We start from the raw sequence: 23,954 nt of genomic DNA, 5'->3' as shown, positions 1-23,954 counted from the left end.
TAACATCTGTTGGCGACGTTTTACAGCAACGGACTGAAGAAGTAAAACAGTCGCTCGGCAACGCGCTGCCAGAGCGGTCGTTTTGCCCACAGCCGCGCATCAAGCAGACGTGAGCGCGAGATATAATCGTCCTGAACAGCAGCCAGGTCAGCACCAAAACCTTTATCGTCGATCGCCAGCGTGATCTCAAAATTTAACCACAGGCTGCGCATATCAAGGTTCACAGTCCCCACCAGACTTAGTTCGCCATCGACCAGCACGCTCTTGGTATGTAATAACCCGCCTTCAAACTGATAAATTTTAACCCCAGCGGCCAACAGTTCAGTAAAGAATGCGCGGCTGGCCCAGCCTACCAGCATTGAGTCATTTTTACGCGGCAGAATAATACTGACATCAACTCCGCGCTGTGCTGCTGTGCAAATCGCGTGAAGTAAGTCATCGCTGGGCACGAAGTAGGGCGTCGTCATGATTAAATATTCGCGTGCTGAATATGCAGCGGTGAGTAACGCCTGGTGAATCAGGTCTTCCGGGAAGCCGGGGCCAGAAGCTATGGTATGGATCGTATGACCGCTGGACTGTTCAAACGGCATAATATTGACATCAGGCGGCGGTGGCAGAATGCGTTTTCCGGTTTCAATCTCCCAGTCGCAGGAATAAATAATCCCCATGGCGGTAGCAATAGGACCTTCCATGCGGGCCATCAGGTCAATCCATTGTCCTACTCCCGCATCCTGTTTGAAGAAACGTGGATCGACCATATTCATGCTACCGGTATAGGCAATGTAATTATCAATCATGATCATCTTGCGGTGCTGGCGCAGATCCATGCGGCGTAAAAATACGCGCATCAGGTTAACCTTTAAGGATTCGACCACTTCGATACCAGCATTACGCATCAGCTCCGGCCACGGGCTGCGAAAGAAAGCCACACTCCCGGCAGAGTCGAGCATCAGTCGGCAATGAGTACCGCGGCGGGCTGCGGCCATCAACGACTCAGCCACCTGATCTGCCATGCCGCCGGGCTGCCAGATGTAAAACACCATCTCAATATTATGGCGAGCCAGTTGGATGTCACGGATCAACGCCTGCATCACATCATCAGACTCGGTCATCAGTTGCAGTTGGTTACCTTTAACGCCCGCGATACCCTGACGGCGCTCGCAGAGCTTAAATAACGGCCCGGCGACACTGCTATTTTCTTCCGCGAAAATGTGTTTACAGGCTTTAAGATCGTTAAGCCATTTAGCCGTAGAAGGCCACATCGCTCTTGCACGTTCGGCGCGGCGCTTGCCTAAATGCAGTTCACCGACTGCCAGATAGGCAATAATTCCGACCAGAGGCAGAATGTAAATGACCAACAGCCAGGCCATAGCGGAGGGAACGGCGCGTCGTTTCATTAGAATGCGTAATGTTACGCCTGCAATGAGCAACCAGTATCCCAGAATGGCCAACCAACTCACCAACGTATAAACGGTTGTCATAGATTAGAAATCCTTTTGAAAGCGCATTGTTATGAGTTTACGCATATGGATTCATCTGGCAAATAAAAACACCGGAAAAGCACTGGTCAGCGTCGGGGGCGGAGGTATAATGACCACTCTGTTATTGCATAGAGTAGTTAACATGAAGCGGAGTAGAACGGAAGTGGGGCGCTGGCGCATGCAGCGTCAGGCTAGCCGACGGAAATCGCGTTGGCTTGAGGGGCAGTCGCGCCGAAATATGCGTATCCACAGCATCAGGAAGTGCCTTCTAAACAAACAGCGTAACTCGTTATTGTTTGCGATCTACAATATCTGAATGAGCCGGGCACCATCACGGTGCCCATCCGGTTTTATTTTTTCACAGTTTCGTTGCCATCATCGTCGTTCTTATCGCTGAAAATACCATGCCCGGAGTTCAGCAACATTGAGACGAGCATATCATTATTAACTTCTTCACCATTGAGAATACGCGCCAGGATTTCACTGCCGAACAGTTGCGGCGAGAGAATGATGTCCGGATGTACCATTTTAATTTTGTTGAGATTTTTGCTATCACTGACGGCAAGCACTGTTTTGACATCTTTGCTCATATCTTTAGCCGACAGGACGACAAAAGCGTTATCTGCATCGTTATCACTGAGCGCCAGAATAGCCCGGCAGTGATCGATTCCCGCTTTCTTTAATACCGAACTGTCATTGCTGTCCCCGGAAATAACATCAGCATTGTCACCTAATCGCTGTTCGAGTTGTTTGATGTCATCTTCTGGCAGATTACTGATAACAGTCACATTTTGTCCGCGTTGATTCAGTTGCAGAATCGTGTTGATTGCCAGAATGGAGTGCCCGCAAACAATAAAGTGATCTTTACGATTCATCGTATGCTTGTTTCCTTTCACAAGTTTATTGAATCCTCCGCGGATAAGCGGACCAAAAATAGACGTCATGGAGGTGGCGAAAACAGTAATGCCGGAAATAATAACCGAAATAGTAAACAGACGTGCCGATTCAGAAACAGGGACGATATCGCCATAGCCCACCGTTGACATCGTTTCTATCGAAAAATAGAAGGCCGTCATCAGACACTCTATTCTCGGATTAAAACCTTCGCTTAAATAAAGCGCGCCATAGGTGGAATAAAACAGTAACGTCGTAAAACTAATAAAAGCGAAAATTGTTCCGGCTGCGGCACTACTGTGGGAGAAGTCTTTGCGCAGCACCAGCAAAATCACCAGTGTAAAGATGCAAAACCCAATGCTGAATTTCAGCCAGGGATAGAAGTGTAGGGTGTAGATAAGTGTAATCAGCAATAAAATGATACTGATCGCCCACGCCAGTTTTGCCCGAAACAGCAAGCCGATTGAGTTCAGTACAAGAAAGACACCCAGCATAAACAGAGGTGCATTCGCCAGAAGGGAGAGGTCAAGTTCTGAAAATGCCTGGATATGGAAAATATCGAGCAGATTGACCGACATGCCATAGATTGTTTTGAAAATAAGCAATCCATTTAGAAAGACGGCCAACGCGATAATATCGTGCCGTAGTGTCACCCATAAATTTACCGCTGTTTGCCGGAATATAGCCCAGTGACTCACTGATACCTCTGTAACCACAATTTTGTTTAATTATCTTTACGCGTACATAATGTGAACATACATACGACTCATGAATGTGTTAATCAATAGTAGATGACTTTATCCGTCGCAATCAAAGGTTTTAAGGCGCTCTGTCGCATAAGGGGAGGATATTATGTATTTTTCCCCTGAATATGCTGATGATATATCAGGATATACAGATAAAGTTATTAACTGTTTGTTGCTGCTGGAGCAATCATTGTGTGGTGTACCTAAGCCAGGAAACAATAAATAAGGGCACGATTTTCACCATCGTGCCCCTTAGAAGAAGAGAAAATGTTCAGAATACTTTTTTGAAGGGTTTCACTGATACTTGTTCATATACACCGGCCGCTACGTAAGGATCGGCATCGGCCCAGGCTTGCGCTGCTTCCAGAGATTCAAATTCAGCAATCACCGTCGATCCGGTAAAACCCGCGGCACCCGGATCATTGCTATCAACCGCAGGCATTGGTCCTGCCGTCAGTAAACGGCCTTCATCATGCAGTAATTGTAAACGTGCTAAATGTGCCGGACGAACGGAAAGACGTTTTTCGAGGCTATCGGCTTTGTCTTGAGCGTAAATAACATACAACACGGGCGCAACTCCTTGTTCGGAAAAGTTGTAAAGTACGTTATTTGAAAGGACAAAGATCTGCAACGGAAAGATGATGTCTTTGTTAAGGCTGTACTTAAAGTAAGGTCAATTGAGCCAAAAAATGCATTTTCACTGATCCTGATCGCCTTGCCTTATTGAATATGATTGCTATTTGCATTTAAAATCGAGGCCTGGTTTTTCTACTGAAACGATTATGACTTCAATGACCCTTGATTTACCTCGCCGCTTCCCCTGGCCGACGTTACTTTCGGTCTGCATTCATGGTGCTGTTGTGGCGGGTCTACTCTATACCTCGGTACATCAGGTTATTGAACTACCTGCGCCTGCGCAGCCGATTTCTGTCACCATGGTTGCACCAGCGGATCTTGAACCGCCACAAGCTGTTCAACCGCCGCCAGAGCCGGTGGTGGAGCCAGAGCCGGAACCTGAGCCGATACCAGAGCCGCCAAAAGAAGCGCCGGTGGTCATTGAAAAGCCGAAGCCGAAACCTAAGCCAAAACCGAAGCCGGTGAAAAAGGTGCAGGAACAGCCAAAACGCGATGTTAAACCGGTAGAATCGCGCCCGGCGTCACCGTTTGAAAATACGGCACCGACTCGCCCGACATCCAGTACGGCAACGGCTGCAAGCAGCAAGCCAGTTACCAGTGTGGCGTCAGGTCCGCGCGCACTAAGCCGTAATCAGCCGCAGTATCCAGCGCGCGCGCAGGCATTGCGCATTGAAGGGCAGGTCAAGGTTAAGTTTGACGTTACACCGGATGGCCGGGTGGATAACGTACAAATTCTTTCTGCCAAACCTGCGAATATGTTTGAGCGTGAAGTGAAAAACGCGATGCGCAGATGGCGTTACGAGCCGGGTAAACCAGGGAGTGGAATTGTGGTAAACATTCTGTTTAAAATTAATGGCACTACCGAAATTCAGTAAGCAAAAACTCAAAAGCCTCCGACAGGAGGCTTTTGACTATTACTCAACGGGTAAAGTGCGAGGCTTTCCTTCAGGATCAACAGCGACATACTTAAATAACGCTTCTGTCGCTTTATAGCGTTGCCCAATCGGTTCGGACGCCACTTTTTTCACCCACACTTCAATATTGATACTGACCGATGTTGTCCCTTTTTGGACACAGCGTGCATAGCAGCACACCACATCACCGACTGCTACAGGTCGCAGAAAGGTCATGCCTTCCACGCGGACGGTCACGACGCGACCGTGTGCAATTTCTTTTGCCAGAATGGCACCGCCAATATCCATCTGCGACATCAACCAACCACCAAAAATATCGCCATTAGCATTGGTATCGGCAGGCATGGCTAAAGTTCGTAAAACCAGATCGCCCTGGGGGACGTTATGTGTTGTTGACATGGTAAAACCGACTAAAAAGGAAAATCACAGGCGCGATGCTACTATGATTTTCCTGATGAGAACAGAGGAGATGCAGCGCCAGTCCCGCAGGACTGGCTGGCAGATTATGATTTATCTTCCTGTGGCATGTGGCGATAGATATAGATACCGCTTAACAGTGTGAAGATTAAGGTGAGGGCGGTCAGACCAAACACTTTGAAGTTGACCCAAATATTTTGTGGCAGCCAGAATGCGATGTAGATGTTCGCCAGCCCACAAAGGATAAAAAAGATTGCCCAGGCCAGATTCAGCTTCGACCACACCGGTTGTGGCAGAGTAAGCTCTTTACCCAACATACGTTGAATCAGCGGTTTCTTCATTACCCATTGGCTAACCAACAGGGCACCGGCAAACAGAGCGTAAATGACGGTGACCTTCCATTTAATAAACTCATCATTGTGGAAGAACAGCGTCAGACCACCGAAGACGGCCACCAGAACAAAGGTGATCAGGGCCATCTTCTCAACTTTACGAAAGCGAACCCAGCTATAAATAAGCACAATCGCCGTGGCGACGATCAGCGCCGCAGTTGCCGCATAGATGTCATAAATCTTGTAGAACGCGAAGAAGACAACCAACGGTAAAAAATCAAGAAACTGCTTCATTTTACGATTCCGTAATCAAATGCTTCAGGATTATTGGCGAATTAACATGTACAGGCGGAACAGATAGATGAGCAATACGGCTGAAATCAGATTGCTCAAGGTGTTCGCCAGTACAGCGCCAATTTCTGGGGTTAATGCGGCAAACGAAGAGGCAAACAGCAACAACAATGTTTTTGCCAGTAACCAGCTCAATACCGCAGGTGCCACCAGACGCATATTCGCCCATGTCAGTCGCATACTGCTGCGCATGGAGGCGAAAACGCCCATTTTATCCTGGACCAGCATCACGGGGGCCAGTGCTAACAGGATGGCCATGATGATACCAGGAACGACCACCAGCATGATGCCTATTTGCACAATTAACGTCGTCAGAAGGATTAGCAAGAATAACTTCGGTAATACCGGAGCGCTCGCGCCAATTGCCCGTAATGCGCTGACCCGCTGACCTGCGGACACTAGCTGGATAATTAATAATACGCCGCCCGCGAGAATGGCGTTACCGATTAATCCTGAAAAGGTGGACGCGGCAGACGCACGCAGCAAAATTTGCTGCTGTTCCGGGGACATATTTTGTACCAGATCGAATAACCCACCGCTGCCACTAACGGGAACACCGTCATTGAGCTGCGCAAGTTGTGCGTCACTGGGTGAGAAAACATGTCCTAACACCACTGTGATAAATGCACATAGCAGTGATACCAGCAGAATGGTCATAAATTGATTACGGAAGAAATTTCCGGTGTCACGGTATACGGACTGCGCCGTGATAGACATGCACTCTCCTTGAGTTTTATGCAGGTGTTAATTAGCGGGCAATTGTACCCTGGTTAGCCTCTCAGTGGCAGCATCAGGACATGTATGGAAAAGCATATCTTTGTAAAGCACTGGTAATCCGCCGAGGGCGTGGGCGCGATTACAGGTTTCGTTGATTTCCCAGACTTCTCCTGATATGGCAAATTTCTGCCATATGGACGGTCTGTTTGCATAAATACCGCAGTTTACCGTTTTCCAGAGGTGCTTTTCAGAGCGACACACTGACGGTTTTTTGGGGTGGCAGAGCAAAAAGGAACCAGATTCAAGAGGCAATAAGGTGGCAAAAGGATGTATTTGGAGTGAAATACGGTGGAATTGATTTACATCACATTAACCAGGATTTGCAATGCAACTTCTAAATTAATCCAGATCAATAAATGGTGATTTAGAAAATGTAGTGTGATCTGTGTAGGATCACTTGTTACTCCAATGTGGGTATATTCGTCACGTTTTTATAACCATAACGACGGAGCGAGCATGAAAAAATTAACAGTGGCGGCATTGGCAGTAAGTACACTTCTCTCTGGCAGCGTTTATGCGCATGAAGCAGGTGAGTTCTTCATTCGAGCAGGTTCAGCGACTGTACGTCCAACTGAAGGCGCGGGTGGGACTCTGGGAAGCCTGGGTGGATTTAGTGTGACCAATAACACCCAACTGGGGCTGACCTTTACCTATATGGCGACCGATAACATTGGCGTTGAACTGCTGGCAGCATCACCGTTCCGCCATAAAGTTGGCACAGCCACGACCGGAGATATTGCGACAGTCCACCATTTACCGCCAACATTGATGGCGCAGTGGTATTTTGGTGATGCCAGCAGTAAATTCCGTCCTTACGTCGGTGCTGGTATTAACTACACCACCTTCTTTAATAATGACTTCAATGATACCGGTGAAGGTCTTGGATTATCCGATCTTAGTCTGAAGGATTCATGGGGAGTGGCGGGGCAAGTTGGTCTGGATTATCTCATCAACCGTGACTGGTTGCTTAATATGTCGGTCTGGTACATGGATATCGATACCGACGTGAAATATAAATCCAACGGCGCAGTACTGCCGGCAGGACATTATTCTGACCATGTGCGCCTTGACCCGTGGGTGTTTATGTTCTCTGCGGGTTATCGTTTTTAATTCTTTGCTATCAACAAACCGCCAGATACTTTCTGGCGGTTTGTTGATGCCGGATGCGGTGTGAACGTCTTGTTTGGCTTACAAAATATTGAAAAATCAATGTATTGTATGGTGTGTGCAGGCCAGGTAAGCGTAGCGCATCAGGTAGTTTTGCATTTGTCATCAGTCTCAAAGACGCGTGGCGTCTTTCATCGGGCGAACAAACGTTTTCAGCTCTGCCAGCATTTTCTCTGGCTGATTAATATGTTGCTCAATGATTTTCACAATTGCTGACCCAGAAATAGCCCCCGCAGCGCCTGCCTCAATCGCCGCTTTTACCTGTTCCGGCGCGGAGATACCGAACCCTTGTAATGGAGGCGCAGCGTTATACTCTTTCAGCTTCGTGACCAGATGATTAAGCGGTAATGCCGCGCGGTTTTCCGCACCCGTCACACCCGCACGCGACAACAAATAGGTATAGCCACGACCATAAGAGGCAATCTGGCGCAGCAAATCATCGTCGGCATTCGGCGGACAGATGAAGATAGGTGCGACGTTATGGCGCAACGCGGCCTGGCGGAAAGGCGCGGACTCTTCTACAGGTACATCAGCAACCAGCACTGAATCGACGCCGACTTTCTCGCACTGCGCATAAAACTCATCAATGCCTTTGTTAAATACCAGATTGGCATACATCAGCAGGCCAATGGGAATGGTTGGGTGCTTCTGGCGAATCAGCGCCAGCATTTCAAAACACTGAGCCGGAGTTACGCCTGCGGCAAAAGCCCGCAGGGTCGCGTTTTGAATAGTTGGCCCATCAGCCAGCGGGTCGGAGAAAGGAATGCCCAACTCCAGCGCGTCGGCACCAGCTTCAATCAAGGCATCGATAATTTTCAGCGACTGTTCAATGCCGGGGTCACCGAGGGTAACAAAAGGAACAAATGCGCCTTCGTTGCGCTCCTTCAATTGGGCAAACAGAGTTTCATAGCGTTCCATCAGATTTCCCCTCGTGCTTTCAAAATATCGTGAACGGTGAAGATGTCTTTATCGCCGCGGCCAGAAAGGTTAACCACCAGCAGTTGCTCTTTCTCTGGGGCTTCGCGCATCATTTTTAGTGCATGGGCAAGGGCGTGGGAGGATTCCAGCGCCGGGATGATCCCTTCATGCAGGCACAGTGTTTTGAACGCTTCCAGTGCTTCATCATCGGTAATTGAAACGTAATCTGCGCGCCCAATGCTGTTGAGATACGCATGTTGTGGGCCGACGGACGGGAAATCCAGACCGGCAGAAATGGAGTAAGACTCTTCAATCTGCCCGTCTTCGGTCTGCATCATCGGTGATTTCATACCGAAATAGATGCCCACGCGACCATGTTTCAACGGTGCACCGTGCTCGCCGGTTTCGATGCCATGACCACCTGGCTCAACACCTATCAGACCGACGTCAGTTTCATTAATGAAATCAGCAAACATACCGATAGCATTCGAGCCGCCGCCAACGCAGGCAATGACGGCATCCGGCAGGCGACCTTCTCTTTCCAGAATTTGCGCTTTCGTTTCTTCGCCAATCATCCGCTGGAACTCTCGCACAATGGTTGGGTAAGGGTGCGGGCCGGCAGCAGTACCCAGCATATAGTGAGCAGTTTCGTAGCTACCAGACCAGTCGCGTAACGCCTCGTTACAGGCATCTTTCAGTGTTGCGGAACCGCTATGTACAGGAATCACTTCTGCACCCATTAAGCGCATCCGAAAAACGTTTGGCGACTGGCGTTCGACATCTTTGGCACCCATATAGATGCGACATTTCAGACCGAGCAGGGCGCTGGCAAGCGCAGAAGCCACACCATGCTGACCGGCCCCGGTTTCCGCGATGATTTCGGTTTTACCCATCCGCTTTGCCAACAATGCCTGCCCCAACACCTGGTTGGTTTTATGCGCGCCGCCGTGGAGTAAATCTTCACGTTTCAGGTACAGCGTGGTGTTAGTTCCCGCCGTGATGTTCTGGCATTTGGTGAGTGCGGTCGGACGCCCGGCATAATTTTTCAGCAGGTCGTTAAACTGCGCCTGAAACTCAGGATCTTTTTGCGCGCTGACGAAGGCTTCTTCCAGTTGGCGCAGAGCAGGCATCAGGATTTGTGGCACGTACATGCCGCCAAATTCACCAAAATAGGGGTTAAGTAATGTTGTCATTGTTTCTTTCCTTAATATGCGCGCAGTGTCTGGAAAACCGAGGCCAAAACGCGTGCATCTTTAATGCCCGGTTGAGACTCTACAGCAGAATTAAAATCAAGCCCGGCGCAGCCGGTTTGTGCCGCTTCCACGCAGTTATCTGCGCCTAAACCACCCGCCAGCAGAACGTTGCTTAGCGATTGACCATGTAACAGTGACCAGTCGAAACGTTGTCCGCTGCCGCCCTGGCCGTTGTCGAAAATATATTTATCGACGAACTGAAGATCGCGTGCAGGCAGGACTTCACCGACGCTTAATGCTTTCCAGATGGCAACATTTTCAGGCAGAGCGTCACGTAGGGCGTCGATATACTCCTGATCTTCACTGCCATGCAGTTGTACTGCCGCCAATGCCAGGGTATTCGCTTTATCAACGACCTCATTAATATCGTGATTGCGGAATACGCCGACATATTGCAATGGTGCTGCAGCTATCACTTCCAGCGCCTGTTCAACGCTGATATAGCGCGGTGATGTGGCAACAAAAATCAATCCGCCGTAAATAGCACCAGCGTCATAAGCCGCTCTGGCATCTTGCCCACGAGTCAGGCCACACACTTTATTCTCACCCAGTAACACCCGACGCACGGCGGCGTTCAAATCGTCATGGGCCATCAGCGCCGAACCAATCAGAAAGCCGTTAGCAAAGTGGCTCAACTCGCGCACCTGAGCATAAGTATTGATGCCGGATTCGCTGATCACCGTCACGTTGTGCCCCAGTTTCGGCGCAAGCTCACGGGTACGGTTGAGATCAATCGACAAATCACGCAGATCGCGGTTGTTGATGCCAACGACTTTTGCTCCCAGCACAATGGCGCGTTCCAGTTCCTCTTCATTACTGACTTCGGTCAGCACGCCCATACCCAGACTATGGGCGACGGCGGAGAGCTGGCGATACTGTTCATCGTCCAGCACTGAAAGCATTAATAAGCAGGCATCAGCCTGATAATAGCGAGCCAGATAGATCTGGTAAGGGTCGATAATAAAGTCTTTACATAAAATTGGCTGTGGTGCGATTTGGCTGACAATAGGGAGGAAATCAAAACTCCCCTGGAAATATTTTTCATCAGTCAGCACCGAAATTGCTGAAGCGTAATGTTTATAAATGGAGGCAATACGTGCAGGATCGAAATCATCACGGATCACACCTTTTGACGGCGATGCTTTTTTGCACTCCAGAATAAACGCGGTGCGTGCGCCCTGCAGCGCATCATAAAAATGTCGCGTGCTCGGCTGAATTTCATTCTGGAAACTGGCCAGCGGTTGTTGCTGTTTGCGGGCTTCTACCCAAATCGCCTTGTCTGCGACAATTTTCGCTAAAACGGTTTGCATCATTTACCCTCGTGCCGCCAGTGCGGTGACTCTGTCGTAAGCAGAACCACTGCGCAGTACCGCAAGAACGGTTTGCGCATTGGCTTGCAGATCTTCATGGCCATGCAGGCGCATTAACATGGCGACATTCGCCGCGACGGCTGCTTCATGAGCGGCGTCACCTTTACCTTGTAACAAGCGTGTTAAAATGTCACGGTTTTCTTCCGGAGTCCCACCAGCCAGTTGCTCCTGGTGGTAGGGCGTCAGGCCAAAATCTTCAGCAGTCAGTTGATAACTTTTGATTTCTCCATCGTGCAATTCCGCAACAATCGTTGGCGCGTGCAAAGAAACTTCATCCATTCCGCCGCTATGCACCACTGCTGCACGTTGATACCCCAGTACGCGCAGGGTTTCGGCAATAGGCAGTACCAGTTCCGGGCTATAAACACCTATTAACGCCAGCGGCGGATGCGCCGGGTTAATCAATGGCCCCAGCACGTTAAACAGGGTGCGGGTTTTCAGTTGCTGGCGAACTGGCATCGCGTGGCGAAAACCGCTGTGGTACTTCGGCGCGAAGAGGAAACAGACACCTAACTCGTCCAGCGCCTGGCGCGATTTATCGGCATTCATATCCAGGTTAATACCAAATGCTGCCAGCAGATCGGACGAACCGGATTTACTGGAAACGCTGCGGTTGCCGTGTTTCGCAACTTTCAGTCCACAAGCCGCGGCGACAAAAGCACTGGCGGTAGATATGTTGATGCTGTTGCTGCCGTCACCGCCGGTGCCGACGATATCGGCAAACAGATAATCAGGTCGCGGGAACGGCGCAGCATTTTCCAGCAGGGCAGTTGCCGCCCCGGCGATTTCATTCGGGTGCTCGCCGCGAATTTTCATGCTCACCAGCGCCGCCGCCAGTTGTTCGGACTTCAGTTCGCCGCGAACTACGGCTGAAAACAACAGGTGGCTCTCCTGCTGGCTAAGCGTCTGTGCCTGATACAGCTTTTCCAGAATCGGTTGCAGCGTGTTGGCCGGTTCCAGCTTCTGTTGCGCCCACGCCAGCGTTTGCTCCAGCAGTTGTGCGCCCTGGGTGGTGAGAATCGATTCCGGATGGAACTGGAAACCGCAAACGCGATCTGCATCATGACGCACCGCCATCACCATGCCATTAAAATGGGCGTTGATGGTTAAACCGGCCGGAATGTTACTGCCAACCAGCGAGTGATAACGCGCCACCGGCAGCGGGTTGCTTAACCCGGCAAACATCGCCTGACCATCATGTTCAATACTGGAAGCTTTGCCGTGGAGTATTTCCCCCGCCTGGCCGACATAACCGCCGTAAGCCTCGACAATCGCCTGATGACCGAGGCAAATACCGATAATCGGCAGCTTGCCACGCAGACGGGTGAGTAGCTCCGGCATACACCCGGCTTCACTCGGCACACCGGGGCCGGGTGAAAGCATCAGCACCGGATTGCTCATCGTCGCCAGACGTTCAATTAAGGTTTGCGCCGGAATATGGTTGCGGTAAATCACCACGTTATGACCATTGCTGCGCAACTGATCTGCCAGGTTGTAAGTAAAAGAGTCGATATTATCGAGCAGCAGAATGTCAGCCATCAGAAAATCTCCTGTGCATGATGCGCGGTGGCGATAGCGCGCAGTACAGCGCGGGCTTTATTACGGGTTTCGTCGGCTTCCGACTGCGGAACAGAATCAAGCACCACGCCAGCACCGGCTTGCACGGTAGCGACGCCGTTTTCCACCAGCGCCGAACGGATGACAATGCAGGTATCGAGATCGCCGTGCGCGGTGAAATAACCTACCGCGCCGCCGTAGCTGCCGCGTCGACGACCTTCTGCTTCGGCAATTAACTGCATGGCGCGCACTTTCGGCGCACCGCTTAACGTGCCCATATTCATACAGGCGCGGTAAGCGTGCAGGGCGTCAAGGTCGTGGCGCAGTTCACCGACCACGCGGGAGACGAGGTGCATCACGTAGGAATAACGGTCAACTTTGGTGAGGTCGGCTACGTAGCGGCTGCCGGGGGTGCAAATGCGCGCGAGGTCGTTACGGGCGAGATCCACCAGCATCAGATGCTCGGAAAGCTCTTTATGGTCGGTACGCATCGATAGTTCAATCCGGCTGTCGAGGTCTCTGTCCAGTGAACCATCGGCGCGACGACCGCGTGGGCGTGTTCCGGCAATCGGGTAGATTTCAATCTGACGACTGGTGGCGTCGTATTTGAGTGAACTTTCCGGCGACGCGCCGAACAGAGTGAAATCATCATCCTGCATAAAAAACATGTACGGGCTGGGGTTACTCTTTTTCAGCACGTAATAAGCTGCCAGCGGTGACGGGCAGGGCAGTGAGAAACGGCGAGATGGCACGACCTGGAAAATCTCTCCGGCGCGAATCGCTTTTTGCAACGAACGCACGACACCGCCGAACTCTTCATCGCTCTGATTACATTCACAACGCATATGTGGCACGGAAACCACTGGCAGTGGCGGCGCGATTTCGGTGAGTTGCTGGCGAAGTTCGTTCAGGCGAGCAGTGAGGCGCTGTTTTTCTTCTTCATTCTGACCAAAAAGGCTGGCCTGGATGCGTGTGCTTTTCTTCTGATGGTCAATCACCATCAGCGTTTCAGCAAGATAAAAACAGAAATCAGGGCAGTTATTTTCAGCCGCCAGTTGCGGTAAATCTTCAAATCCTGCGACCAGGTCGTAAGAGAACAGGCCGCCAAAGAACATCGCTTCTCGTTCTTCCTTCGGCACATTCACCAGATCCTGCAACAAACGAAAAGTGTCAAAAACCGAAAGGGAGCATAAACGGGCATCTTCATCCAAAAGAGTGCTGACGGGCGGAAAACGCAGCACGCGACAATCTGGCGATTGTTCATTTTCTACGCCAGCAGGCAGAGTGCTATCCAGTAATGCAAGCAGAGATGTCCCATTGTCAGTTAGCGCTTTAATTGTGACAGTGTCACCTAATGCGGTAATACGCAGCGCACTATCCACTAACAGCAGACTTTTCAGATCATCTTTGCTGTCAATATCTGCCGATTCCAGCAGCAGCGTAGCAGAGCGTGCTCCGCACAACTGGTGAAAAAGCGCGGTCGGATTATCGCGATAAGCACCTGCGCAGGTTAACAGTTCGAGAGTCGGTTTTTGTGTTTGCATTGTTATTCTCTAATTTTGTTCAAAAAAAAGCCCGCTCATTAGGCGGGCTGGGTATCTGGTTGCTTTACGCATGGTGAATACACTGCCCGTTTCAGGAAGTGCGCCACCAACCTTTCAGTACGAAAATCGCTTTCATTGTCGATACCCTTTTTACGTGAACTTGCGTACTAGTTAACTAGTTCGATGGTTAATTGTCAACAGCTCATTTCAGAATATTTGCCAGAACCGTTATGATGACGACGCAAAAAACATTATCCAAAATGGGAGTGCGCCTTGAGCGACACGAATTACGCAGTCATTTATGACCTGCACAGCCATACTACGGCTTCCGATGGCTGCCTGACACCGGAAGCGCTGGTACACCGTGCCGCAGAAATGCGCGTCGGCACCCTGGCGATCACCGACCATGACACCACGGCAGGGATCTCGCCAGCAAGAGAAGAAATTTCACGTTCGGGACTGGCACTGAATCTTATTCCTGGCGTGGAAATTTCCACCGTATGGGAAAATCATGAAATTCATATTGTCGGGTTGAATATTGATATTTCTCATCCGGCAATGTGTGAATTCCTGGCACAGCAAACTGAACGGCGTAATCAGCGGGCGCAGTTAATCGCAGAAAGGCTGGAAAAAGCGCAAATACCGGGCGCGCTGGAAGGGGCGCGAAGACTAGCGCAGGGCGGCGCGGTAACTCGCGGACATTTTGCTCGTTTTCTGGTCGAGTGTGGCAAAGCCAGTTCAATGGCGGACGTCTTTAAAAAATATCTGGCGCGCGGGAAAACCGGATACGTTCCGCCACAGTGGTGTACAATAGAACAAGCTATTGATGTCATTCATCATTCTGGCGGTAAGGCGGTGCTGGCTCATCCAGGGCGGTACAATCTTAGTGCTAAATGGCTGAAAAGATTGGTTGCGCATTTTGCCGAACATCACGGCGACGCGATGGAAGTCGCGCAATGCCAGCAATCGCCCAATGAACGCACCCAACTGGCGACACTTGTACGCCAGCACCATTTATGGGCATCACAAGGCTCTGATTTTCATCAGCCGTGCCCGTGGATTGAACTGGGGCGTAAACTCTGGCTGCCCGCAGGCGTTGAAGGCGTCTGGCAGCTTTGGGAACAGCCACAGAACAAGACAGAGAGGGAAGTATGAGTCAGTTTTTTTATATCCATCCAGATAATCCGCAACAGCGTCTGATCAACCAGGCGGTGGAGATTGTGCGTAAAGGTGGGGTGATTGTTTATCCTACCGATTCAGGCTACGCACTGGGCTGTAAAATTGAAGATAAAAACGCGATGGAGCGTATTTGTCGCATTCGCCAGTTGCCGGACGGTCACAACTTTACCCTGATGTGTCGTGATCTTTCCGAACTCTCGACCTATTCCTTTGTTGATAACGTCGCGTTTCGCCTGATGAAAAACAACACGCCAGGTAACTACACCTTTATCCTGAAGGGAACGAAAGAGGTGCCGCGCCGACTGTTGCAGGAAAAACGTAAAACCATTGGTATGCGCGTGCCATCTAACCCCATCGCCCAGGCATTACTTGAGGTGCTGGGTGAACCGATGCTTTCTACCTCGCTGATGCTACCTGGCAGTGAATTTACCGAATCCGATCCGGAAGAAATTAAAGATCGTCTGGAAAAACAGGTGGATTTGATTATTCACGGCGGCTATCTCGGACAGAAACCGACAACGGTTATCGATCTCACTGATGACACACCAGTCGTGGTGCGTGAAGGCGTAGGTGATGTGAAACCTTTCTTATAAGAAATTGCGTTCCACGGATGGAAGATTATGGCAGGGATATATCGCTGCATTTTGCTGTTGATAGTTGGGCTTTTTTTCTCTTCGTTGAGTTATGCGAAAAACACGGAGATCCCTTCATATGAAGAAGGGATCTCGCTCTTTGATGTTGAAGCCACTCTGCAACCGGATGGGGTGCTCGACATCAAAGAGAATATTTATTTTCAGGCGCGAAATCAGCAGATTAAGCACGGATTTTCTCGTGATTTACCACGACTATGGATGCAGTCTAATGGGGACGCTGCACTGCTGAACTATCGTATTGTTGGCGTTACCCGTGACGGCGTTCCTGAACCCTGGCATCTTGACTGGCATATTGGGTTAATGAGTATTGTCGTGGGCGATAAACAACGTTTCTTGCCTCAAGGCGACTATCATTATCAAATTCATTATCAGGTTAAAAATGCTTTCCTGCGTGAGGGAGATTCTGACCTGCTAATCTGGAACGTGACCGGTAGTAACTGGCCGTTTGAAATCTATAAGACCCGATTTTCACTCAAGTTCTCTAATATTGCGGGTAATCCATTTAGTGAAATCGATATCTTTACCGGAGATGAGGGCGACACATATCGAAATGGCCGCATCCTTGAGGACGGAAGAATTGAATCTCGCGATCCGTTTTATCGAGAAGACTTCACGGTTCTCTACCGTTGGCCTCATGCCTTGCTGGATAATGTCCCGGCACAACACACGACGAATATTTTTAGCCATCTTTTTGGACCCTCAACATCGTCTCTTATCATTTGGTTACCGTGTTTGCTCCTGGCGTGTGGATGGTTATATCTCTGGAAGCGCAGGCCGCAATTTACGCCGGTAGATGTGATTGAAACCGATGTCATTCCGCCAGATTACACGCCCGGAATGTTACGTCTCGATGCGAAGCTGGTTTACGACGATAAAGGTTTTTGTGCCGATATCGTAAATCTGATTGTGAAAGGAAAAATTCATCTGGAAGATCAGTATGACAAAAATCAGCAAACCCTGATCCATGTTAATGAAGGCGCCACCAGAAATAATGCGGTATTACTGCCCGCAGAGCAGTTATTACTGGAAGCGTTATTTCGTAAAGGCGATAAGGTCGTTCTCACGGGGAGGCGCAACAGCGTCTTACGCAGAGCATTTTTACGGATGCAGAAATTTTATCTGCCGCGTAAAAAGTCTTCCTTTTACCGACCTGATGCGTTTTTGCAATGGGGGGGAATGGCGATATTGGCGGTCATTCTCTACGGTAATCTGAGTCCCATAGGTTGGGCAGGAATGAGTCTGGTGGGCGATATGTTTATTATGATCTGCTGGCTTCTTCCTTTTTTATTTTGTTCCCTTGAGCTTTTGTTGGCCCGCGATGATGACAAGCCTTGCGTTAATCGTGTAATAATCACTTTGTTTTTACCACTGATTTGTTCAGGCGTGGCCTTCTATTCTCTCTACATCAATGTCGGAGATGTATTCTTTTACTGGTATATGCCAGCGGGTTATTTTAGCGCTGTTTTCCTGACCGGTTATCTCACTGGCATGGGGTATATTTTTCTGCCAAAGTTTACCCAAACTGGGCAGCAACGTTATGCCCACGGTGAAGCTATCGTTAACTATCTTGCGCGTAAAGAGGCGGCAACGCACAGTGGGCGGCGGCGGAAAGGGGAAACACGGAAACTGGATTACGCTTTGTTAGGTTGGGCTATATCAGCAAATTTGGGGAGGGAATGGGCGTTACGCATCGCCCCTTCGCTCTCTTCGGCTATTCGCGCTCCAGAGATTGCCCGTAACGGCGTTTTATTCTCATTACAGACGCACCTGAGTTGCGGGGCCTATACCAGTTTGTTGGGGCGGAGCTATTCCGGTGGTGGTTCTGGCGCTGGTGGCGGTGCGGGAGGTGGAGGCGGTGGTGGTTGGTAACCAAACCGATGTTAATCGAAACAAGCTTTAACCATAAAGATAGTGTAGTATGTTGCGCCTCAAAGCCAGGCCAGTTAAAACGTCGAGTCGTTTACTTAAGGCCTGAAGAGTTCAAACAGACTTTACTATCAGTGAGTCAGATGTAAGTTCTGACTCATTGTTGCACAAAAGCATATCAGACGCCTGGGAAGGCGACACCAAAAGGAAGCTCTATGAGCGAAAAGCTACAGAAAGTGCTGGCGCGTGCCGGCCACGGTTCTCGCCGTGAAATTGAATCTATTATTGAAGCCGGTCGTGTGAGTGTTGATGGCAAAATTGCTAAACTCGGCGATCGCGTTGAAGTTACCCCTGGGCTGAAAATCCGTATCGATGGTCACCTGATTTCGGTACGTGAGTCCGCTGAACAAATTTGTCGCGTTCTGGCCTATTACAAGCCAGAAGGCGAGTTGTGTACTCGTAATGACCCGGAAGGGCGTCCGACCGTGTTTGATCGTCTGCCGAAGCTGCGTGGGGCGCGCTGGATTGCCGTTGGCCGTCTCGACGTTAACACCTGTGGTCTGTTGCTGTTCACCACCGATGGTGAACTGGCAAACCGCTTAATGCACCCAAGCCGTGAAGTTGAACGTGAATATGCCGTGCGTGTATTTGGTCAGGTTGACGATGCAAAACTGCGTGATTTGAGTCGCGGCGTGCAACTGGAAGATGGTCCGGCAGCCTTTAAAACCATCAAGTTCAGTGGCGGTGAAGGGATCAACCAGTGGTATAACGTCACTCTTACCGAGGGCCGTAACCGTGAGGTTCGTCGTCTTTGGGAAGCGGTTGGCGTGCAGGTTAGCCGCCTGATTCGTGTGCGCTACGGTGATATCCCACTGCCGAAAGGCCTGCCACGCGGTGGCTGGACGGAGCTGGATCTCGCTCAGACTAACTATTTGCGTGAACTGGTGGAACTGCCGCCAGAAACCAGTTCTAAAGTTGCCGTAGAAAAAGATCGTCGTCGTATGAAGGCGAATCAAATTCGACGTGCGGTGAAACGTCACAGTCAGGTGAGCGGCGGTCGTCGTTCTGGCGGACGTAATAATAACGGTTAATTTACGTTAAGTATAAAATAAAGGCCCTGCGGGGCCTTTTCTTCATTTGAAGCATGATAAATAGTCGCAGCATTTTAATTTAATTTCATACTTGCTTATGAATAATGCCCGGAAATAGCCACATTACTATTTAATTATCTGAGATAAACTCAACGTCAAGAGGTGGGTTATGATTAGATATAGTGGAGTATTTCTATCGCTGTTAATGATTTCAGGTTGTGCAACCGATGCTTTGAAAAATGAACAAGCTGAAACTGTTATTACTGCGGGTAACAAGGCGGTGGCGGCGAATGCAAGTTTCTTTAAACAATACTATGCTTCTCGTGAAAACTTTCTTGTTAATTTTTATGCGACTAATCCGGAGTGTGCACCCCGACCAGATTATGAGGTAGTTATTGAAAACAGTACCAGTAATGAGTCATTGTGTCAGCAACCTGGAGATAAGCACAAAAAATCTCAAGAAGATCTTTTTACTACAAAGATAGTCACTACTGAAAAAGAAAGATTGCTGGCTTCTATGGAAATCATTAGCAGTATGAGTTCTTATGTCGAACTTTTGAATGAGGATTTAGATGTAAAAGACAGCAAACAGTTCATATTGCTTAAACAAGCTCTGGATCACGCGAATAATGCGGGGGCACTTCTGGGCATCAATGATGGTGGAACATTAACAAAATCTGCAGCAGCGGTTAAAGATTTAGTGGTTTATTTCAATGGGTTGTATAATACAAGGGTAAGCGCAGGGAATATAGGTAGTACGGTAAATAATCATTGGCAAAGAATAAAAAATGATCTAACTGATATACGAAACGATATCGCGACAAAAGGTAAACAAACCGGAAGAAATACCTTTGCGACGGTACATAATAATCTCGTTTATTACAATGCCTCCTTAAAAAAAGGAGGAGGTAATGAATTTAAGACATTGAAGAGCAGACAAGAATTCCTGGCTGCGATTATCAGCATTAATGAAACACGTCTTCGTGCAGCAGATCCAGCAATTCCAGCAATACAAGCACTGAACTCATTTCTTGACGAGGGGAATCACCTTAAGGATTTATACACTAATAAAACACGCACAGCGGCTGAACAAAAAAGGCTAAATGAAATATTACGTGCACAAGTAATTAGTGGGTTAAAGGCGTCTGAGGGGCTGGCAAAACTACTTATTGCTAGCGGAATAATGTTATAGGAGGCTTTTTATGAACGATGTACAAAATCGTAGAATACTGGCATTACTCGACATGCTGTATAATACCCTGGGCAATAAAACCACATGTAAGGTTTGTCATAAATATTTTATCCTTATCCTCTCGATTATGAACAACCTGACGATTAACTATGGTTCTGAAACCTCACCAGAGTTAAGCGGAATTAGTTATGAAGATGCGAATGCGTTAATTACTGAACTGATATTATTTATTGAAGATGTTGACGCTGAGAATCATGAAGCATATCCGGGACATTTGAATGAGATTAAACGCATTCTGAATTTCGCTATTGCCGCTTGAATATAATTATGATTAAAGCACCTCAAGAGGCAATCTTTTGAGGTGCTTTCACTTAATAATCAATCCCGATTTGTGCTTTAACTCCTGCATCAAACGCATGTTTGACGGGGCGTAATTCACTGACGGTATCTGCCAGTTCAAGTATATCCCGATGACAGCCACGACCCGTGATAATCACCGTTTGCTGATGTGGACGCTCATTTAAGGCTTGCACCACTTCTTCCAGTGGCAAATAGTCATACGCCACCATATACGTCAGCTCATCGAGCAAAACCATATCCAGCGAGGAATCAGCCAGCATTCGCTTTGCATGTTGCCAGACTTCACGGCAGGCAGCGGTATCAGCTTCGCGGTTTTGCGTATCCCAGGTAAAACCTGTTGCCATCACCTGAAACTCGACGCCGTGTGGTTCCAGTAGATTGCGCTCGCCGTTAGGCCAGGTGCCTTTAATAAACTGCACGACGCCCACTTTTTTTCCGTGACCTACCGCGCGTGTTGCCGTACCAAATGCCGCAGTGGTTTTGCCTTTTCCATTGCCAGTAAAAACAATAATAATGCCGCGCTCATCCTGGGCCTGCGCCACGCGGGCATCCACTTTTTCTTTAACACGTTGCTGACGCTGTTGGTAGCGTTCGTCACTCATTGGGAAATTCCTGGTTTACGGCCCGGTTGGGCGTCAAAGGTCATACCGGTTTTACGGCGGCTGTCATCGCCCATCAGCCAGAGGTATAGCGGCATGATATCGGCGGGTGTTTTGAGCTTCAGCGGATCTTCCGTAGGGAAGGCACTGGCACGCATGGCGGTGCGCGTACCGCCCGGGTTAATGCAGTTCACACGCAGACGCTGCTGATATTCATCGGCCAGTACCTGCATCATCCCTTCGGTGGCAAATTTAGAGGCAGCATATGCGCCCCAGTTGGCACGCCCCTGACGTCCAACGCTTGATGAGGTAAAGACCAGCGAACCGGCGTCCGATTTGAGTAATAAAGGAAGAAGTGCCTGGGTCAGCATAAAGGTAGCATTTACGTTGACCTGTATGACATCCTGCCAGACCTGCGGATTTTGTTCGCTCATCGGGCAAACTTCGCCAAGCAATCCGGCATTATGCAGAACGCCGTCCAGACGCGGATAATTAACGGCAATGCGCTGTGCCAGTTGATGGCAATCTTCGGATGTGCAGGTCAGCAAATCGAGAATAAACCACTGTGGCTGGTGTCCGGTCTCTTCGAACATACGCCGGGCGACCTGACGTAATTTTTCTTCGTTACGACCCAGTAAAATCACCGTCGCGCCATAACGCGCATAAGTCTGAGCGGCTTCACGACCAATTCCGTCGCTGGCACCGGTCACCAGGATAATACGATCATTGAGTAAATCTTGTTTTGGTTGGTAATGCATGGCTACTCCTCAACGACATTATCCGTCGCGTTGCCAGTGTACTTATGACTTTGAGGGGTTATGCCTTAAACAGAGGCGCATTTCAATCAGCCAGGAGCGATAACGCCGTAAAATGAATACTTTGTCATACTTTCTCGTCAAGAATATCTCTGCGAGACGGCTTAACATGCCTGTTGTAAACTGTGAAGCAAAGCGTTGTTTAACCAAGGTGGGACTCGTGGAATTGTTGTCTGAATATGGTTTGTTTTTGGCGAAAATTGTCACTGTTGTGGTGGCGATTGCGGCTATTGCCGCCATTATTGTCAATGTTGCCCAACGTAATAAGCGCCAGCGTGGCGAGTTACGGGTTAATAATCTCAGCGAACAATATAAGGAGATGAAAGAAGAACTGGCCGCAGCGCTGATGGATACACATCAGCAAAAACAGTGGCATAAAGCGCAGAAGAAAAAGCACAAGCAAGAAGCGAAAGCAGCGAAAGCGAGAGCCAAACTGGGCGAGGTGGTGACTGACAGTAAGCCCCGTGTCTGGGTGCTGGATTTCAAAGGCAGCATGGACGCGCATGAAGTGAACTCGCTGCGTGAAGAGGTCACTGCGGTACTCGCGGCATTTAAGCCGCGTGACCAGGTGGTTTTGCGTCTGGAAAGCCCCGGCGGTATGGTTCATGGTTACGGTCTGGCAGCCTCGCAGTTGCAGCGTCTGCGCGATAAAAACATTCCTTTAACCGTTACGGTAGACAAAGTGGCTGCCAGCGGCGGCTACATGATGGCCTGTGTTGCGGATAAAATTGTTTCCGCACCGTTTGCCATTGTTGGCTCCATCGGTGTGGTGGCGCAAATGCCCAACTTTAATCGCTTCCTGAAAAGTAAAGATATTGATATCGAACTGCATACTGCCGGGCAATATAAGCGGACGTTGACATTGCTGGGTGAAAACACCGAAGAAGGGCGTGAGAAATTCCGTGAAGAACTGAACGAAACACATCAGCTATTTAAAGCTTTTGTAAAACGTATGCGTCCGTCTCTGGATATTGAAGAGGTGGCTACTGGCGAACACTGGTACGGGCAACAGGCGGTAGAGAAAGGTCTGGTTGACGAAATAAACACCAGTGATGAAGTGATTCTGAGTCTGATGGAAGGCCGTGAAGTGGTTAACGTGCGTTATATGCAGCGTAAACGGTTAATAGACCGATTTACCGGCAGTGCGGCAGAGAGCGTCGACCGATTGTTGTTACGCTGGTGGCAGCGCGGGCAAAAGCCTTTGATGTAAAAGACAAACGCGAGGTTCAGGCCTCGCGTTTTGCTTTAATCTACCAGATGATATTTTTCCGAGAGCACGTGAGCCAGGTGTTTAAACATATTAAACACCGCGGTGCTTTTCGCAGTCGGCAATCCTTGTTCATCTAAAAAGTAATCGCCGGTAAACACCAGTACGCCATTACGCTGCGTAACGCCGGTGGCTTCAATTCCTGCGAGCGTATCCTCATGCTCACGAATGATTTTGTTGGCCTCTTTCAACAGCGTTTCGCGGTCGATGGGTTGTGTCTCTTTGTTCATTATTTACTCCTTAAACAAGGACATTAGTCTACGCCAGGCATGGCTTGCAGACAAATATACCACGCTGGCGTCAGGTGCGCCTTACTGGCAACTTTGGATTTTGCATGCTAATAAAGTTGCGTAACGGATTTTATCAGGTACAGTGTGACGCTTTCGTCAATCTGGCAATAGATTTGCTTGACATTCGACCAAAATTCCGTCGTGCTATAGCGCCTGTAGGCAAAGACCTGCTAACTCAGTCACCTGAATTTTCGTGAACAGAGTCACGACAAGGGGTTGATATCCGCAGAGAGCGAGTCCATATCGGTAACTCGTTGCCAGTGGAAGGTTTATCAATGTGCGACG

At 49.2% G+C, this 23,954-nt stretch carries 25 protein-coding genes and 1 other annotated feature; of the genes, 10 read left to right on the top strand and 15 right to left on the bottom strand.

The annotated features are described in order from the left end of the window. Positions 1–20: 20 nt before the first annotated feature. Complete coding sequence (cls, locus tag A1WG_RS00995) at positions 21–1,481, bottom strand: cardiolipin synthase (protein WP_001516505.1); 1,461 nt, start codon at positions 1,479–1,481, stop codon at positions 21–23. 142 nt (positions 1,482–1,623) lie between these two features. On the opposite strand from cls, the gene A1WG_RS24780 reads away from it, so the two are divergent. Then, entirely contained in the window at positions 1,624–1,797 is a 174-nt protein-coding gene (locus tag A1WG_RS24780) for a YciY family protein (RefSeq protein WP_122983112.1), read from the top strand. Between the two features lie 34 nt (positions 1,798–1,831). Here the strand turns inward: A1WG_RS24780 and kch are convergent, their stop codons facing one another. After that, a complete protein-coding gene (kch, locus tag A1WG_RS01000; protein WP_001516504.1) occupies positions 1,832–3,073 on the bottom strand; it encodes a voltage-gated potassium channel protein in 1,242 nt (413 codons plus the stop codon). Positions 3,074–3,392: 319 nt separating this feature from the next. After that, positions 3,393–3,689, bottom strand: a complete 297-nt coding sequence (locus A1WG_RS01005; protein WP_000967596.1) for a YciI family protein — start codon at positions 3,687–3,689, stop codon at positions 3,393–3,395. A 223-nt stretch (positions 3,690–3,912) separates the two neighbouring features. Between A1WG_RS01005 and tonB the strand changes: the two genes are divergently transcribed. After that, positions 3,913–4,632, top strand: coding sequence for a TonB system transport protein TonB (tonB, locus tag A1WG_RS01010; protein WP_001516503.1), 720 nt, complete (start codon positions 3,913–3,915; stop codon positions 4,630–4,632). 39 nt (positions 4,633–4,671) lie between these two features. On the opposite strand, the gene yciA is transcribed toward tonB, so the two are convergent. From yciA to A1WG_RS01025, 3 genes are all read right to left on the bottom strand, one after another. After that, positions 4,672–5,070: an acyl-CoA thioester hydrolase YciA gene (yciA, locus tag A1WG_RS01015; protein ID WP_000108161.1), complete on the bottom strand. Its 399-nt coding sequence runs from the start codon at positions 5,068–5,070 to the stop codon at positions 4,672–4,674. Between the two features lie 104 nt (positions 5,071–5,174). Continuing rightward, positions 5,175–5,714: a septation protein A gene (locus A1WG_RS01020; RefSeq protein WP_000808656.1), complete on the bottom strand. Its 540-nt coding sequence runs from the start codon at positions 5,712–5,714 to the stop codon at positions 5,175–5,177. A 30-nt stretch (positions 5,715–5,744) separates the two neighbouring features. After that, positions 5,745–6,488 (bottom strand): YciC family protein, encoded by a 744-nt coding sequence (locus tag A1WG_RS01025; RefSeq protein WP_001516502.1) that lies wholly within the window; start codon positions 6,486–6,488, stop codon positions 5,745–5,747. Positions 6,489–7,004: 516 nt separating this feature from the next. Here A1WG_RS01025 and ompW point away from each other — a divergent pair. Then, the gene (gene ompW, locus A1WG_RS01030; RefSeq protein ID WP_000737210.1) at positions 7,005–7,658 is read left to right on the top strand and encodes an outer membrane protein OmpW; all 654 of its coding nucleotides are present in this window, start codon (positions 7,005–7,007) and stop codon (positions 7,656–7,658) included. Between the two features lie 168 nt (positions 7,659–7,826). Here the strand turns inward: ompW and trpA are convergent, their stop codons facing one another. The 6 genes from trpA to trpL form a co-directional block, all read right to left on the bottom strand. Next, positions 7,827–8,633: a tryptophan synthase subunit alpha gene (gene trpA, locus A1WG_RS01035; protein WP_001516501.1), complete on the bottom strand. Its 807-nt coding sequence runs from the start codon at positions 8,631–8,633 to the stop codon at positions 7,827–7,829. Next, a complete protein-coding gene (gene trpB / locus A1WG_RS01040; protein ID WP_000209515.1) occupies positions 8,633–9,826 on the bottom strand; it encodes a tryptophan synthase subunit beta in 1,194 nt (397 codons plus the stop codon). Before trpB ends, trpA begins: the two co-directional genes overlap by 1 nt. A gap of 11 nt (positions 9,827–9,837) precedes the next feature. Next, positions 9,838–11,199, bottom strand: coding sequence for a bifunctional indole-3-glycerol-phosphate synthase TrpC/phosphoribosylanthranilate isomerase TrpF (trpCF, locus tag A1WG_RS01045; RefSeq protein ID WP_000983852.1), 1,362 nt, complete (start codon positions 11,197–11,199; stop codon positions 9,838–9,840). Continuing rightward, the gene (gene trpD, locus A1WG_RS01050; RefSeq protein WP_000763504.1) at positions 11,200–12,795 is read right to left on the bottom strand and encodes a bifunctional anthranilate synthase glutamate amidotransferase component TrpG/anthranilate phosphoribosyltransferase TrpD; all 1,596 of its coding nucleotides are present in this window, start codon (positions 12,793–12,795) and stop codon (positions 11,200–11,202) included. Beyond that, a complete protein-coding gene (gene trpE, locus A1WG_RS01055) occupies positions 12,795–14,357 on the bottom strand; it encodes an anthranilate synthase component I (protein WP_001194558.1) in 1,563 nt (520 codons plus the stop codon). The genes trpD and trpE overlap by 1 nt, the downstream gene beginning before the upstream one ends. A 21-nt stretch (positions 14,358–14,378) precedes the next feature. Further along, positions 14,379–14,472: a sequence feature (Trp leader region), on the bottom strand. Continuing rightward, entirely contained in the window at positions 14,449–14,493 is a 45-nt protein-coding gene (gene trpL / locus A1WG_RS23980) for a trp operon leader peptide (RefSeq protein WP_001700591.1), read from the bottom strand. It overlaps the preceding feature by 24 nt. A gap of 137 nt (positions 14,494–14,630) precedes the next feature. On the opposite strand from trpL, the gene rnm reads away from it, so the two are divergent. From rnm to A1WG_RS01085, 6 genes are all read left to right on the top strand, one after another. Further along, complete coding sequence (gene rnm, locus A1WG_RS01060) at positions 14,631–15,512, top strand: RNase RNM (RefSeq protein WP_001285652.1); 882 nt, start codon at positions 14,631–14,633, stop codon at positions 15,510–15,512. Continuing rightward, the gene (locus tag A1WG_RS01065; RefSeq protein WP_001516499.1) at positions 15,509–16,129 is read left to right on the top strand and encodes an L-threonylcarbamoyladenylate synthase; all 621 of its coding nucleotides are present in this window, start codon (positions 15,509–15,511) and stop codon (positions 16,127–16,129) included. The genes rnm and A1WG_RS01065 overlap by 4 nt, the downstream gene beginning before the upstream one ends. A 27-nt stretch (positions 16,130–16,156) precedes the next feature. Further along, the gene (locus A1WG_RS01070) at positions 16,157–18,058 is read left to right on the top strand and encodes a DUF2207 domain-containing protein (protein ID WP_001516498.1); all 1,902 of its coding nucleotides are present in this window, start codon (positions 16,157–16,159) and stop codon (positions 18,056–18,058) included. A gap of 212 nt (positions 18,059–18,270) precedes the next feature. After that, positions 18,271–19,146 (top strand): 23S rRNA pseudouridine(2605) synthase RluB, encoded by an 876-nt coding sequence (rluB, locus tag A1WG_RS01075; protein WP_001291217.1) that lies wholly within the window; start codon positions 18,271–18,273, stop codon positions 19,144–19,146. Positions 19,147–19,315: 169 nt separating this feature from the next. Continuing rightward, positions 19,316–20,338 (top strand): hypothetical protein, encoded by a 1,023-nt coding sequence (locus tag A1WG_RS01080; RefSeq protein ID WP_001516497.1) that lies wholly within the window; start codon positions 19,316–19,318, stop codon positions 20,336–20,338. A gap of 10 nt (positions 20,339–20,348) precedes the next feature. Then, the gene (locus tag A1WG_RS01085) at positions 20,349–20,657 is read left to right on the top strand and encodes a hypothetical protein (RefSeq protein ID WP_001516496.1); all 309 of its coding nucleotides are present in this window, start codon (positions 20,349–20,351) and stop codon (positions 20,655–20,657) included. A gap of 52 nt (positions 20,658–20,709) precedes the next feature. Here A1WG_RS01085 and cobO read toward each other — a convergent pair whose 3' ends face one another. Further along, positions 20,710–21,300, bottom strand: a complete 591-nt coding sequence (gene cobO, locus A1WG_RS01090; RefSeq protein WP_001516495.1) for a cob(I)yrinic acid a,c-diamide adenosyltransferase — start codon at positions 21,298–21,300, stop codon at positions 20,710–20,712. Then, positions 21,297–22,055, bottom strand: coding sequence for a YciK family oxidoreductase (locus tag A1WG_RS01095; protein ID WP_001516494.1), 759 nt, complete (start codon positions 22,053–22,055; stop codon positions 21,297–21,299). Before A1WG_RS01095 ends, cobO begins: the two co-directional genes overlap by 4 nt. A 217-nt stretch (positions 22,056–22,272) precedes the next feature. Here A1WG_RS01095 and sohB point away from each other — a divergent pair, with 217 nt between their 5' ends. Beyond that, entirely contained in the window at positions 22,273–23,322 is a 1,050-nt protein-coding gene (gene sohB, locus A1WG_RS01100) for a protease SohB (RefSeq protein ID WP_000422073.1), read from the top strand. A gap of 35 nt (positions 23,323–23,357) precedes the next feature. Here the strand turns inward: sohB and A1WG_RS01105 are convergent, their stop codons facing one another. Beyond that, a complete protein-coding gene (locus A1WG_RS01105; RefSeq protein WP_001031530.1) occupies positions 23,358–23,609 on the bottom strand; it encodes a YciN family protein in 252 nt (83 codons plus the stop codon). Between the last annotated feature and the right edge of the window lie 345 nt (positions 23,610–23,954).

The sequence above is a fragment of the Escherichia sp. KTE96 genome (genome assembly GCF_000408525.1).
In the GTDB taxonomy this organism is placed as follows: domain Bacteria; phylum Pseudomonadota; class Gammaproteobacteria; order Enterobacterales; family Enterobacteriaceae; genus Escherichia; species Escherichia marmotae.
This window is presented reverse-complemented; position numbering and strand designations above follow the sequence as displayed.